Annotated in this window: 16 protein-coding genes; 13 read left to right on the plus strand and 3 right to left on the minus strand. The window is 56.3% G+C overall.

Going from position 1 to position 12,940, the window contains the following annotated elements:
- Positions 1-54: 54 nt before the first annotated feature.
- The 9 genes from L6D74_RS06725 (at position 55) to L6D74_RS06765 (ending at position 9,892) form a co-directional block, all read left to right on the plus strand.
- Complete coding sequence (locus L6D74_RS06725) at positions 55-2,250, plus strand: type VI secretion system Vgr family protein (RefSeq protein ID WP_236188360.1); 2,196 nt, start codon at positions 55-57, stop codon at positions 2,248-2,250.
- Complete coding sequence (locus L6D74_RS06730; protein WP_236188427.1) at positions 2,243-2,827, plus strand: lytic transglycosylase domain-containing protein; 585 nt, start codon at positions 2,243-2,245, stop codon at positions 2,825-2,827. Before L6D74_RS06725 ends, L6D74_RS06730 begins: the two co-directional genes overlap by 8 nt.
- Positions 2,824-3,372: a hypothetical protein gene (locus tag L6D74_RS06735; RefSeq protein ID WP_236188363.1), complete on the plus strand. Its 549-nt coding sequence runs from the start codon at positions 2,824-2,826 to the stop codon at positions 3,370-3,372. The genes L6D74_RS06730 and L6D74_RS06735 overlap by 4 nt, the downstream gene beginning before the upstream one ends.
- Positions 3,373-3,563: 191 nt before the next feature.
- On the plus strand, positions 3,564-5,657 hold the full coding sequence (locus tag L6D74_RS06740; RefSeq protein WP_236188365.1) for a type VI secretion system Vgr family protein: 2,094 nt from the start codon (positions 3,564-3,566) through the stop codon (positions 5,655-5,657).
- On the plus strand, positions 5,657-6,496 hold the full coding sequence (locus tag L6D74_RS06745) for a DUF4123 domain-containing protein (RefSeq protein WP_236188367.1): 840 nt from the start codon (positions 5,657-5,659) through the stop codon (positions 6,494-6,496). The genes L6D74_RS06740 and L6D74_RS06745 overlap by 1 nt, the downstream gene beginning before the upstream one ends.
- The gene (locus L6D74_RS06750) at positions 6,493-7,017 is read left to right on the plus strand and encodes a DUF3304 domain-containing protein (RefSeq protein WP_236188370.1); all 525 of its coding nucleotides are present in this window, start codon (positions 6,493-6,495) and stop codon (positions 7,015-7,017) included. The genes L6D74_RS06745 and L6D74_RS06750 overlap by 4 nt, the downstream gene beginning before the upstream one ends.
- Positions 7,014-7,505 carry a DUF3304 domain-containing protein gene (locus L6D74_RS06755; RefSeq protein ID WP_156669332.1) on the plus strand — a complete coding sequence of 164 codons (492 nt, stop codon included), beginning with the start codon at positions 7,014-7,016 and terminating at the stop codon, positions 7,503-7,505. The genes L6D74_RS06750 and L6D74_RS06755 overlap by 4 nt, the downstream gene beginning before the upstream one ends.
- The gene (locus L6D74_RS06760; RefSeq protein WP_064596413.1) at positions 7,502-9,328 is read left to right on the plus strand and encodes a phospholipase effector Tle1 domain-containing protein; all 1,827 of its coding nucleotides are present in this window, start codon (positions 7,502-7,504) and stop codon (positions 9,326-9,328) included. The genes L6D74_RS06755 and L6D74_RS06760 overlap by 4 nt, the downstream gene beginning before the upstream one ends.
- Positions 9,329-9,379: 51 nt before the next feature.
- Positions 9,380-9,892 (plus strand): DUF3304 domain-containing protein, encoded by a 513-nt coding sequence (locus L6D74_RS06765; protein ID WP_082934410.1) that lies wholly within the window; start codon positions 9,380-9,382, stop codon positions 9,890-9,892.
- Between the two features lie 38 nt (positions 9,893-9,930).
- Here L6D74_RS06765 and L6D74_RS06770 read toward each other — a convergent pair whose 3' ends face one another.
- Together L6D74_RS06770 and L6D74_RS06775 are read right to left on the minus strand one after the other, a co-directional pair.
- Positions 9,931-10,227, minus strand: a complete 297-nt coding sequence (locus L6D74_RS06770) for a hypothetical protein (protein WP_064596411.1) — start codon at positions 10,225-10,227, stop codon at positions 9,931-9,933.
- A 355-nt stretch (positions 10,228-10,582) separates the two neighbouring features.
- Positions 10,583-10,720 carry a hypothetical protein gene (locus L6D74_RS06775; RefSeq protein ID WP_156669331.1) on the minus strand — a complete coding sequence of 46 codons (138 nt, stop codon included), beginning with the start codon at positions 10,718-10,720 and terminating at the stop codon, positions 10,583-10,585.
- Between L6D74_RS06775 and L6D74_RS06780 the strand changes: the two genes are divergently transcribed.
- Both L6D74_RS06780 and L6D74_RS06785 read left to right on the plus strand, forming a co-directional pair.
- Entirely contained in the window at positions 10,713-10,973 is a 261-nt protein-coding gene (locus L6D74_RS06780) for a DUF2790 domain-containing protein (protein ID WP_011334038.1), read from the plus strand. The two genes, L6D74_RS06775 and L6D74_RS06780, sit on opposite strands and share 8 nt — an antisense overlap.
- Before the next feature lie 90 nt (positions 10,974-11,063).
- Positions 11,064-11,462, plus strand: coding sequence for a hypothetical protein (locus L6D74_RS06785; RefSeq protein WP_236188371.1), 399 nt, complete (start codon positions 11,064-11,066; stop codon positions 11,460-11,462).
- Here L6D74_RS06785 and L6D74_RS06790 read toward each other — a convergent pair.
- Positions 11,459-11,728 carry a DUF1652 domain-containing protein gene (locus L6D74_RS06790; protein WP_039768222.1) on the minus strand — a complete coding sequence of 90 codons (270 nt, stop codon included), beginning with the start codon at positions 11,726-11,728 and terminating at the stop codon, positions 11,459-11,461. The genes L6D74_RS06785 and L6D74_RS06790 overlap by 4 nt on opposite strands.
- 371 nt (positions 11,729-12,099) lie before the next feature.
- On the opposite strand from L6D74_RS06790, the gene eco reads away from it, so the two are divergent.
- A complete protein-coding gene (gene eco, locus L6D74_RS06795) occupies positions 12,100-12,585 on the plus strand; it encodes a serine protease inhibitor ecotin (protein ID WP_236188376.1) in 486 nt (161 codons plus the stop codon).
- Between the two features lie 20 nt (positions 12,586-12,605).
- Positions 12,606-12,911 (plus strand): NIPSNAP family protein, encoded by a 306-nt coding sequence (locus tag L6D74_RS06800; protein WP_039768220.1) that lies wholly within the window; start codon positions 12,606-12,608, stop codon positions 12,909-12,911.
- Positions 12,912-12,940: the final 29 nt, after the last annotated feature.

Consider the following 12,940-nt stretch of genomic DNA (forward strand, 5'->3'; position numbering starts at 1 on the left):
TGCGTGAACCCCGCTACATTTGTTTCTTGCTTATTCAAGGATGGAATTCAAAGCATGCTGGACGCCAATGCTACTCACATCAGGTTTGCCATTGATGGCGCTTCCGCCGACCTGCAAGTCCTCAGCTTCACCGGTCGCGAAGCCCTCAACGAACCGTTCCGTTTCGACCTCGAACTGGTCAGCGCCCGTCCCGATCTCAACCTTGAAGAACTCCTGCACAAGCCTGGCTGCCTGACCTTCGGCGCCACTGGCGAGGGCAAGATTCATGGTCTGGTGTATCGCATCGAGCAAGGCGATTCCGGCAAGACCCTGACCCGTTACAGCCTCAGCCTGGTGCCGCAACTGGCCTACCTGCGGCACAACCATGACCAGCAGATCTTCCAGCAACTGACGGTGCCGAAGATCATCGCCCGCGTTCTGGAAGATCGCGGCATCCTGGCCGATGCCTACAGCTTCCAGCTCGGCGCCGAATACCCGGAACGCGACTACTGCGTGCAGTACGACGAGTCCGACCTGCATTTCATCCAGCGCCTTTGCGAAGAGGAAGGCATTCACTTCCACTTCCAGCACAGCAGCAGCGGCCACAAACTGGTGTTCGGCGACGACCAGACCGTGTTCCGCAAACTGAAACCGGTCAACTACCAGCAAGACTCCGGCATGACCGCCGACAAACCGGTGATCAAGCGCTTCAACCTGCGCCTGGAAACCCGCACCAGCCGCGTCAGCCGCCGCGATTACGATTTCGAAAAGCCGAAGATCCTGCCCGAAAGCGCGGTCAAGTCCGCGTTCATGCCGGACCTGGAAGACTACGACTACCCCGGCCGCTTCACCACGCGCGAGCGCGGCAAGTTCCTCTCGACCCGCGCGCTGGAACGCCATCGCAGCGACTACAAACTCGCCGAAGGCAAAGGTGACGAGCCGACCCTGACCAGCGGCCACTTCATGACCCTGGCCGAACACCCGCGCGCCGAGTGGAACGATTTGTGGCTGCTGCTGGAAGTCTTCCACGAAGGCAAACAGCCGCAAGTGCTGGGCGAAAACGTCACCAGCGACGTCACCGACAACAAGAGCGATTTCCACCAGGGCTACCGCAACAGCTTCGTGGCCACCCCGTGGGACGCCCACTACCGCCCTGCCCTCGAACACCCGAAACCGAAAGTCCTCGGCAGCCAGACCGCCATCGTCACCGGCCCCGCCGGCGAAGAAATCCACTGCGACCAGTACGGCCGCGTGAAGGTGCAATTCCACTGGGACCGCGACGGCCAGGCCGACGACAAGACCACCTGCTGGCTGCGCGTCGCCAGCGGCTGGGCCGGCGCAGCGTACGGCGGCATCGCCATCCCACGCATCGGCATGGAAGTGCTGGTGACCTTCCTCGAAGGCGACCCCGACCAGCCGCTGGTGACCGGCTGCCTGTACCACAAGGAAAACGTCGTCCCTTACGACCTGCCGGCGAACAAGACCCGCAGCACCTTCAAGACCCTGAGTTCACCCGGCGGCAAGGGCTACAACGAATTTCGCATCGAAGACAAGAAAGGCGCGGAACAGATCTATATCCACGCCCAGCGCGACTGGGACGAGAACATCGAGCACGACCAGAAGATCCGCGTCGGCAATGAACGGCATGACACCGTTGAAGCCAATGTTTTAAGTGAACTCAAGGTCGAGGAACACCGCATCACCCACCTGGATCGCAAGAGCGAAATGCGCGCCAACGATCACCTGACTGTCGGCGTGACTCAGCATGTGAAGGTCGGCACCGGGCAGTTCGTTGAGGCGGGCACGGAGATTCACTACCACGCCGGCGACAAGGTCGTGATCGAGGGTGGCATGGAACTCACGGCCAAGGCTGGCGGCAGTTTCGTCAAGGTCGACGCGGGTGGTGTGACCATCAGTGGTGCCGAGGTGAAGGCCAATACCGGCGGTGCGCCGGGTGTGGGTTCCGGAGTTGCGATTCTGGCGCCATTGATTCCTTTACCGGCCTCCAGCGATAAAAGCGGAAACCTGCTCGCCCGCAAGGAAGTATTGGAAGCCATCGAATACGACATGGATTTCATCATCACGGATCAGAACAGCGGTCTGCCCTTGCGCAACTTTCCCTATGTGATCAAAACCACTTCGGGTCAGAACCTCGTCGGGCGAACGGATGAGCATGGCAAGACGCGCAAGATCAGCAGCCTCGAAGCCGAGACCGCGACAATCGAAGTCTATGATGACGTACCTCCCCTCAATCCACACTGGGATGCCTGACGTGGCAAAGAACCAACCGCTGGCCACCAGCAAAGCCGTGCTGACGCCCACGACCGTGCAAAAGTCTGCTGCGCTGCCGGTGGACGACAGTGCACGCCTGAAAGAGATCCGGGCACTGGTCGCCAAGAACAATCAATCGTCGATCGATGACGACACCATCATTTGCCAGATTTACATGGAGTCTCGTTTTGATGCCAAAGCCGAATCAAGCGAAAGCACGGCGCGGGGACTGATGCAGTTATTGAAGGGGGCTGTTCGGGAGTTGTACAGAATAGAAGATCTGAGCAAGCCCAGAGCAGAGCGTTCGCCGGAAACAAAACTGTATCTTGAGGCCGACAAATTCCATGACAGCCCCGGTTTTCTGGATGAAGCCACCAACATTCGTGCTGGCACCCGATATCTGGAATTGCTGATTCAACGCCAGAAAAAAAACGGCGCAGCCGATCCGATTGCTGAAGCGTACAAAAAGTATCGCGGCAGGACTGACGGCCGGTACTACACCAAAATCAAGGCCTGTGCAGACAAGCTGCGTGCAGCGCCCAATTCAATGCAGGTATTGAGAGATATGGCCAAGTGAAGGGTCTTGTTACAGGCTTGATTATCGGACTGGTGAGTCTGCAGGTGTCGGCTGCCGAGCTCAAATTTTCCACCGTAACCCGCTGCGATCTCTCCAGTGCTGAAAGTGCGGTTTCGCTACTCAGTGGCCATCCCATTCTCGACTCGCATGTTTACAAGATCCGCCAGTCACAGAAAACGAACTATCTGTACGAAGACTCGGACGCTTCCAGAGGCAGCAACGTTCATTGGCAATGCGTCAATCTGACAAAAGATGTGAACGCACTCCTGATTTCGGGAGAGTTCACCTCGAACTACCTGCAAGGTGCGCTGTTTTACTTCGATGGACACAGCGCGCAGGTAGAACGCCTGAACTTTGCCGAGAGAAATCGGCCCGGCTGGATCCTGCTGACTCAGCAAGGGCCTCAGGTCATTTTCGAGAACAAGGGGAACGAAAGCTCTCACAAGTTCTTGAGCTACGGTAGAAATGACGCTTTTCTGGAAATCGACGAGCTTCCGGTGCCCGACCCTGCCAAGGGAGAAACGCTGACAGAACTTGAGCCCTGATGCTTCGGTACAAGTCGGGCTGTCTGGACTGATCCGATGGGTGAGTCGACTCTGACGGCCCCGATTTCACTGAGTCAAATGCCCGTTCTAAGGGAATACCCTACGCCCCTGAAGGGCATTTGCGGGTTGTACGAGCCCGGCTAATCCTGCACCATCCGTCCCTTGCTTATTCAATGGACGGAAATAAAGGCATGCTGGACGCCAACGCTACCCACATTACCCTCACGCTCGAAGGCGCTTCGGCCGACCTGCAAGTCCTCAGCTTCACCGGTCGCGAAGCCCTCAACGAGCCGTTCCGTTTCGACCTCGAACTGGTCAGCGCCCGTCCCGATCTCAACCTTGAAGAACTCCTACACAAGCCTGGCTGCCTGACCTTCGGCACCACTGGCGAGGGCAAGATTCATGGTCTGGTGTATCGCATCGAGCAAGGCGATTCCGGCAAGACCCTGACCCGCTACAGCCTGAGCCTGGTGCCGCAACTGGCCTACCTGCGGCACAACCATGATCAGCAGATCTTCCAGCAACTGACGGTGCCGAAGATCATCGCCCGCGTTCTGGAAGATCGCGGGATCCTGGCCAACGCCTACAGCTTCCAGCTCGGCGCCGAATACCCGGAACGCGACTACTGCGTGCAGTACGACGAATCCGACCTGCATTTCATCCAGCGCCTGTGCGAAGAGGAAGGCATTCACTTTCACTTCCAGCACAGCAGCAGCGGCCACAAACTGGTGTTCGGCGACGACCAGACCGTGTTCCGCAAACTGAAACCGGTCAACTACCAGCAAGACTCCGGCATGACCGCCGACAAACCGGTGATCAAGCGCTTCAACCTGCGCCTGGAAACCCGCACCAGCCGCGTCAGCCGCCGCGATTACGATTTCGAAAAGCCGAAGATCCTGCCCGAAAGCGCGGTCAAGTCCGCGTTCATGCCGGACCTGGAAGACTACGACTACCCCGGCCGCTTCACCACGCGCGAGCGCGGCAAGTTCCTCTCGACCCGCGCGCTGGAACGCCATCGCAGCGACTACAAACTCGCCGAAGGCAAAGGTGACGAGCCGACGCTCACGACCGGCCACTTCATGACCCTGGCCGAACACCCGCGCGCCGAGTGGAACGATTTGTGGCTGCTGCTGGAAGTCTTCCACGAAGGCAAACAGCCGCAAGTGCTGGGCGAAAACGTCACCAGCGACGTCACCGACAACAAGAGCGATTTCCACCAGGGCTACCGCAACAGCTTCGTGGCCACCCCGTGGGACGCCCACTACCGCCCTGCCCTCGAACACCCGAAACCGAAAGTCCTCGGCAGCCAGACCGCCATCGTCACCGGCCCCGCCGGCGAAGAAATCCACTGCGACCAGTACGGCCGCGTGAAAGTGCAATTCCACTGGGACCGCGAAGGCCAGGCCGACGACAAGACCACCTGCTGGCTGCGCGTCGCCAGCGGCTGGGCCGGCGCAGCCTACGGCGGCATCGCGATCCCGCGCATCGGCATGGAAGTGCTGGTGACCTTCCTCGAAGGCGACCCCGACCAGCCATTGGTGACCGGCTGCCTGTACCACAAGGAAAACGTCGTCCCCTACGACTTGCCGGCGAACAAGACCCGCAGCACCTTCAAGACCCTGAGCTCACCCGGCGGCAAGGGCTACAACGAATTCCGCATCGAAGACAAGAAAGGCGCGGAACAGATCTATATCCACGCCCAGCGCGACTGGGACGAAAACATCGAGCACGACCAGAAGATCCGCGTCGGCAACGAACGGCATGACACCGTCGAGGCCAATGTTTTAAGTGAATTCAAAGTCGAGGAACACCGCATCACCCACCTGGATCGCAAGAGCGAAATGCGCGCCAACGATCACCTGACCGTGGGCGTGACACAGCATGTGAAGGTCGGCACCGGGCAGTTCGTGGAAGCGGGCACGGAGATTCACTACCACGCTGGTGAAAAAGTCGTGATCGAAGGCGGGATGGAACTGACGGCGAAGGCTGGCGGCAGTTTCATCAAGGTCGATGCGGGTGGTGTGACCATCAGCGGTGCGGAAGTGAAGGCCAACACCGGCGGTGCGCCGGGGGTGGGTTCCGGTATTCAGATCCTCGTGCCTTTCATCCCTGGCCTGGCAGCCCTCGACAAGGCCGGACGCTTGATGCAAACCCGGCTGAATCAAAAGATCGAGGCTGAATCGCTGGCCGTAGTGCCAAAGCTGAAGGCGCCGAAAGGCATCTGCGTTGAGTGCCTGAAGAAAGCCATGCGGGAAAAACTGGCCCTGCAATCGGGAGCCAATTGATGACGAAGGACGACGCAGCGAAAGCCTGGGCAGAGGCGCATAAAAACGCACAGTCGCGATTCGCAATCGTTGAAACGGGCCTGCTCTCCGAGCCGGCTCGTCAGCAATTCCTCAAATCCGATCCGTCACGCCGCCCCTTGATGCTTCAACCGGAGTTCGCCGAACTGCGCAACTTCGGCCCATGGCTCGTGGACGTCAGCGACATGGAATTCGAGGTCTTTCTCGCCCACGAATACTTTACCGGCTGCACTGCCATGGCCAGCTGGATCCGCACCGACTGCCCCGCCGACAAACTCGCGGCGCACCTGAGCGACGCCTTGCTGGCAAAAAACGAAGCCGGCGAAGTCCTGATGATCCGCAGCTACGCCCCCGAAGTACTGCCGATGCTCCACGCCCGCGACGATCTATCCTGGCATGCCTGGCTTTTCGGGCCCTTGCAGGAATGGTGGGTGCCAGCGGCGGATGATGAGTGGCAATGCTTCAAAGGGCTCAACCTGGAACAGCCGGGCAAGTACCAGCCGATTTTCCTCGACGCCAGGTTATGGAAGGACATGGAGGTCGACCCCCTGCCCTACAACCTGACCACCGAACTGGAAAAAGACGCGCCAGAGGTATTCACCAGTAGCTGCCATGGCGACCGGTTGAACCAGGTCAAGCAGGCGCTGGAGGCAGGACGCGCAGAAGGCTTGTCGGACCCGGAAGACGTCAGCCTGTTTGCCAGCCTGCAATTGATGGATCCCGAGTTTCCGGCGAATTGGCCGATGTGGAACAAAGCCAAAGAGCGGGCTGTTGGGGAGAAGTTGCCGCTTGGGGTTGTGATGAGCGAGTTGTCGGAGTGAGTCGACAATTTAATAACCACAAAGGGAAATATCGAAGTTCAGCAATCGGCATCCTGACTCTTTCCTTCCTTGTTCTGGCCTTGTTCGTTTACAACAGCACCCGAACGCCAGGTGCGGCGTTGACGTCCCATAACTACATGAACAGGCCCGTCGGCAGCTACTGGGTCAATGATCACTGGGGCGGAAATGGCGGTGTGACTTGTTGCTGGGACCTGTCCGGTGACCAGGCAAAAATAGTCTGGATCCTGAGCCTGTCAAAATCTCAGGAGGAACAGGGCATGACGATAGAGCGGCACGAAGCGTTATTGCCCATGCCCGAGCGAAAAGCAGGAGACGATACATTGCACGTCTACTTTCTCCCTGAAAACAGCATCGAACTTGTTTGGTCCTCAACAACACTGGACACAAAACACGCACCGAACGAAGCAGCCTCTTCTCAAGTAAAAGACGAAAAAGGAAGTTCCTCAAAGCGACTTCCGACTGAGCAATATCCAACATCAGGAAGGAATCTAGCAGTATGACTGTGGCTATGAACATGAAGCGGCAAAAAATCTGGCGTCGCCGCAACCTGGTCATTGGGGTGCTTGTTTTACTGCTGCCTTTCCTGGGTTCGTACCTTTACAACCAGTTTCGTACGCCTGGGGCGATGTTGACATCTGCAAACTATATGGATCGCCCGATTTTTAGTTTCTGGGCGAATGACTTTTGGGGTGGAAACTTGATGGCAATGGGAGGCGGCGGGATTATGTGCTGCACCCGATTTGAAGGAAAAACCATTAAAATAAAATGGATTCTGGACATGACCCGTCAGCAGCAATTGAGTGGAGCGGTAGAAGAGCATCACGAAATTGAACTTCCACTGCCCGAGCGTGGGCCAACTGATCAATATCTTCACGTTCAATTCGAACCGGGCAACAAGGTTAGGCTGGGATGGAGTCCCGACCTCACAAGACCTTTCCCATCTCCCTTTGCCAAGCAAAAATCTATTGAACAAGGACGTATCCCATGAGCACACCTCAGCATCTAGATCGTGCAGAAGCTATCAGCACAAAAACGAACTCTTGCACCTCTGCTGAGAAAAATCCTGTTCTGCCTTGTGAGGCGACGCTGCGAGTTGGATTCTTCTTCGATGGTTTTGGCCGAAACATGAAGAGCGACTTGCAAGAGGACCGACTCAGTAATGTTGCCAGACTTTTCATGGCGTACCCGGATGCTGACCTATCCGATGCATCAGATTCATTTGCGGGAAATAAACGATTTTACTTGTCGGGTTTGGCCACTGAGTTTGATAAAACACTCGGAGGTGGAGAGACCGTAAGCGGCGCAGGCATTGATGGCGCCGCAAGCAGGGCGAAAGACAGCATAGTAAAGTCTCCTGAAGACACTATTTCGAATAGCCCACTTGATTCCGCAAAGGACGTCATTACCGGTAAAAAATGGTGGGAAAGCATCTATAACAATATAAAGCCTGGAAACATTATTACCTCAGCAATCAAAGCAGCAGCGCCAGCATCTCTGGACATGTTTGACTTTACTCGTGACAACGAACTAATAACGAACTTTTTCAAAACAGGTGTAGATACGCGATTGGAGGCGGCGGTTAGCGCCTTGGAGAAGGCTTTAGAAGACGCTAACAAGAACAGCAAAGCTCCGGTTAAAAAAATATCCGTGTCAATATTTGGCTTCGATTTCGGCGCAAGCCTTGCAAGAGCATTTGCTCATAAAATCTTTGAAGAGTGCGACCCGGCCACCACCATATTTAAGAAAACAAATCTTGAAATTACGTTCATGGGCCTTTTTGATGCGGTAGATCGTAGTGGCGAGGATTCAATTATTTTTGAATATCTGCTGCCTTTCGAGAACAAAGTCGATGACGGTGAATGCCTTCCTGGTCCTGTAAAAAACGCATTGCATTTAATTGCAGCACATGAGTGCCAGGAATCTCGCCGATCTCGATTGATTGGTACCGGTCCATCGACACCTCGCTGGGAAGAGCGCCTCGTACCTGGAACCAGCTACGACGTAGGAGGAGGCTTGGCTAAAACTGATGCTCCTCATAGTCGTGAACTCCACATGGTCAGTCTGCATGAAATGTATAACGCTGCTTATCGTGCAGGCGTTCCGCTTTACCCCATGCAAACACTTCCTGACAAAGCGGTCTTGGTATCGAAATACTTCCAATTGAATGACCACATCAACGGTGCAAGCGCCATTGAAGTTAGTAAAAAATACCTAAGTCTTGCAGGCAATCAGAAGGTCTCCCCCGAAGCATTCCTTGCTCACCGACGTTTGTATATTCAGAGGCTGCGCGGATTGTGGGAGATCTATCGCGAACAGCATAAGGCGTATGACGAACAGGAAGACCGTCTCGCACGTCCAATCCTTGGTAAGCAAGGGTCAATGGCTAAATTTTTTGGCATGGGAAATGAAACAAGCGCCCAGGCTGCAAAGCGAGATCAGGCGATCAAGCAGAACCAACAAGACAAGGCTGCCTTACGCAATGATCTAGGTTGGCTTGAAGATGTGGACCGTGAGGCATGGCGACTGAACACCGCTTTTGCTTCAGCGCCCGTTAAAACTTTATTGAAGGATTGGTTCAATCCTGAAGTAAAAAGTTTGAACTTTGATATCGAGGACTTGCTTGAGTTTTATGTTAATGATCGATACATGATCCAGCAGATGCCACCGACCCAGAATCCTCCGCTACCCAAATATTTTCGCGTGCGAGACTTCGACATACCGAGTCTGAATAAGACAAAAGGTATGGCACCGGATTATCTGGAGCAGACGATGCGTAAGCCATCGACACAATCGTCAGGCGCATCGACCTGAAGCAAGGATAAATCTACTGCGGGGCTCACTCCGACAATCTCAATATACGAAATGGATTTCATTGATTTGATAGATGTTTCTGCAGATGCGCGCCGCCGACGGACCTGGCGGCGGAGACAAATAGCGCTGGGTGTGTTGGCTTTGGTGCTTTCATACGCTGCCCCGAAAATCTATAGTCTGCTCCGCACGCCCGGCGCGATGTTGACTTCGGAGAATCACACCGATCGCCCGATTACATTTTTTTGGGTGAATGATTTGGGTGGTGGAAATCTGTTCGCAATGGGGAGCGGCGGTGTTATCTGCTGCCAGAGAATTGAGGGAGAGACGGTGCGTGTCTCGTGGATTCTCGGCCGGACAGGCGAGCAGCTCAGGAATGGAGTGCAGAAAGAAAATCATGAGGCGATTTTGCCGCTCCCTCGCCGAGAGCGTGGTGATGACTTTCTACATGTTCGATTTTTGCCCGGAAATATTGTCGAGTTGAAATGGAGCCCCAACTTGATCAGCCCGTTTGATCCAGTTCCGGATGAAGAGCCAAAAGCCTCCAACAGCATTACGGGCAGATAATGCTTCTGCCCGTGAATACCAGGCCGCTTTTCAAACCATCAAACCGGCGCCTGCCAGTTCAACATTTTCTGCTGGGCAACCTGAAGTAAATCACTGCCATCCTGCGTCAGCAGGTACAGCGCATGGGTGATGTGGGGAATGTCTTGGACGTCGGCGTGTTTGAAGCACAGACAGTGCAGGGTTTCGAGCAGGTCGGTTGCGGCGCGGATGCGTTGCACGGCGGCTTCGAAGAGGTCTTTCGGGTTGGCGTGGGTGTCGATGACCAGTGGTGCGCTGTCGGTGACGCCGCTGTTGAGCGGGAGGTAGCGAGCGGAGCTTGGTTTCAGGATTGGCATTGTCATTACTCGATAGGCTTCAATGACCCGCCGACACCGTGACCAAACGATGGGAGGCGGACTGTATGCAAGGCTTGGTCAACTGAGAAACCCGATCAGCTCGCCCGAAGGCGCCCCTGCACACAGCCGCCACAGCAATGTACTCCGAAGACATGAGTGTCCGCGGCGCGAATCATGGCACAGATGTGTCGAGTTTTTCAGGTGACCAAACCTAAGTCGCTGATTTTGCAGCGACGCCAAACCATAACCGCCCCACTCCAGCCCCCGAAAGCAGACAAGGCATCCACCCTTGTAGGAATCCGCCGAGACTCCCCCACGAAACAATCCCCGCCCAGACAGCCGGCGTTCAGCCCGGTTAACCATCGCTTAACGCCGCGGTCAAAAACTCTACTGAACCGCACACCCTCAGCCCCTGGCTGACGCCGAGTGCGGCAGGTTTGGCTGGCAATCCGCCAAACTCCATTTCCGTCGCACCGGAGTCCATCATGAACATTCGTCCGTTCCTGCTCACCACCGCCCTCGCCTGCACCGCGTTTGCCGGGCTGGCCCAGGCCAATGACACCTCCAAGGCTGTTCCCTATGAATACGGCATGCCGCTGCATGTCGCCAAAGTGGTTTCCCTGACCGAGCCGCAGACGCAGGAGTGCAAGGTCATCACCGCCGACATGAAATACCTCGACAACACCGGTAAACCGGAAGAAATCAGTTACCGGAAATTATCTGACGCGTGCAGCTTCCAGAACTGACAGAAAGCTCTGCTTTGCGGCATTGCGGTAGGCGAGCACGGGTCTCGAAGGGTATGCTCGGGGCCCTCCTCACTGCCGCAAGGATTCGCCATGCAGTTGTCGTTTCGCACGTTGTCGACCCTCACCTTCTGTCTGTGTTTTCTGCTTTCTCTGGCCTGGGGTCTGGCTCCACAAATATTGCTGGCGATCTGGAGCATCGAGTATTCAGAGGCAGCCGGATTCGTCGCACGGCGCAGCGCGGTGCTGTTTGCAGCGTTGGGACTGATGTTTTATCTGGTGCGCAACGCGCCGGTGTCGATCGCGCGCAATGCGCTGAGCAACGGCTTTATCGTCGGCTGTTTTGGCCTGGCGGTGCTGGGGTTTGCTGAATGGCTCAACGGCCACGCCGGCCCCGGGATTCTGCTTGCGGTGCTGGTCGAGTTCGCGCTGGGCCTTGGCTTCTTGCAGGCCCGGCGCGTGACGGTCGAACTGGGTGAAACAGTCGGTTAGACGACTCGGGATCGCGGCACTGAATGATGGGTTGCCGTTTGTTGCGCAAGATCCGAGCGCAACCCGGCGATCAGGCCGTTGATTTCGCGACAGCTGTTCAAATGACTGGCATCGATGCCACTCACCTGCAGCTCAACCTGATCGGTCTGGTGATCGCCATACACCTTGACGGTCATCGACAGATCCGGGGACAGCGTGCACTGGCAGCGTTTCGGTAGAAAGCTGCTTTCAATGATGTTGCGGAGTTCCAAGGCAGACAGAAACATGGCGAAACCTCTCCTTACTGTGAGACTGCCAATCAAGTATTCACGTCGACCGTTGCCACGGTTCCCACGGGTGTGTCCCCGCTGAATCCTTGGGTTGTGACAAGCGGCTGTACTGCGAAATGCCCATTGGAGTGTAGGCGCCCGAACTCGGTGCGCTGCACCAAATCAACGCATAAAACGTGCCTTTCATCAGGTTGCAATCACCTCCTTGCAAATCAATGACTTGGCCAAAGTGCAGGCAACTAGCCAGTTGCAAAATGCAAGATTCACTCGTGCAGGCACTGCAATTTGCAAGCGGCTGGCGGTTTGCATTCATCGCCTGCGACAGTGAGAATGCCCGTCAACCAACGTACACCCGGCAGGAGGCTTCAATGGGAAATTTCACCGTCCGCGCGACGGCCGGCCTGATGCTCGCCAGCCTGTCCACCCTCACCCACGCCGCCAAACTTGAGGACACCGCGCCTTATCCTAAGGCCGAAGCGGGCTTCACGCGCCAGGTCATCCACCTGCCGCAACAGGCCCAGGAAGAAAACTTCAAAGTCGAAATCCTTGCCGGCAAGACCCTCGAAGTCGACTGCAACCGCCAGCGCCTGGGCGGCACCCTCGAAGAGAAAAACCTCGAAGGCTGGGGCTATCCGTTCTATCGCCTGGAAAAAGTCAGCGGCCCGATGAGCACGCTGATGGCCTGCCCACCCGGCACCCAGAAAAAACGCGCGTTCGTGCCGGTGATCGGCGATGGCTTTACCGTGCGCTATAACAGCAAGCTGCCGATCGTGGTTTACGCACCGCAGGACGTTGAAGTGCGTTTCCGTATCTGGTCGGCTGCGGACAAGGTTGGCGTGGCAATACCCGAATAATCTGCAAAGGAGCCGCAGCCTTGATTACCTGCCACGTCAGATACGTGATTGACCCCTATCAGTTGGACGCATTCGAGGCCTACGCCAAGACCTGGCTCGGCATCGTCGAACGGCTGGGAGGAACGCATCATGGTTACTTCCTGCCCTCGGAAGGCGCGAGCAATATCGCGTATTGCCTGTTCAGTTTCCCGTCGCTGGCAGATTACGAAAGTTATCGCCACATCGCTCTGACCGACCCGGAAAGCACGGCGCTGGTGGCCGATCTGGTCGAAAAGAAGTTCATCATCAGCTACGAGCGCAGCTTTCTGCGCCCGTTGTTGCCCTGAGTCCTTTCACGCTGAAACACCGCACGCCG

Origin of the sequence: Pseudomonas pharyngis, assembly GCF_021602345.1 — a bacterium.
GTDB lineage: Bacteria > Pseudomonadota > Gammaproteobacteria > Pseudomonadales > Pseudomonadaceae > Aquipseudomonas > Aquipseudomonas pharyngis.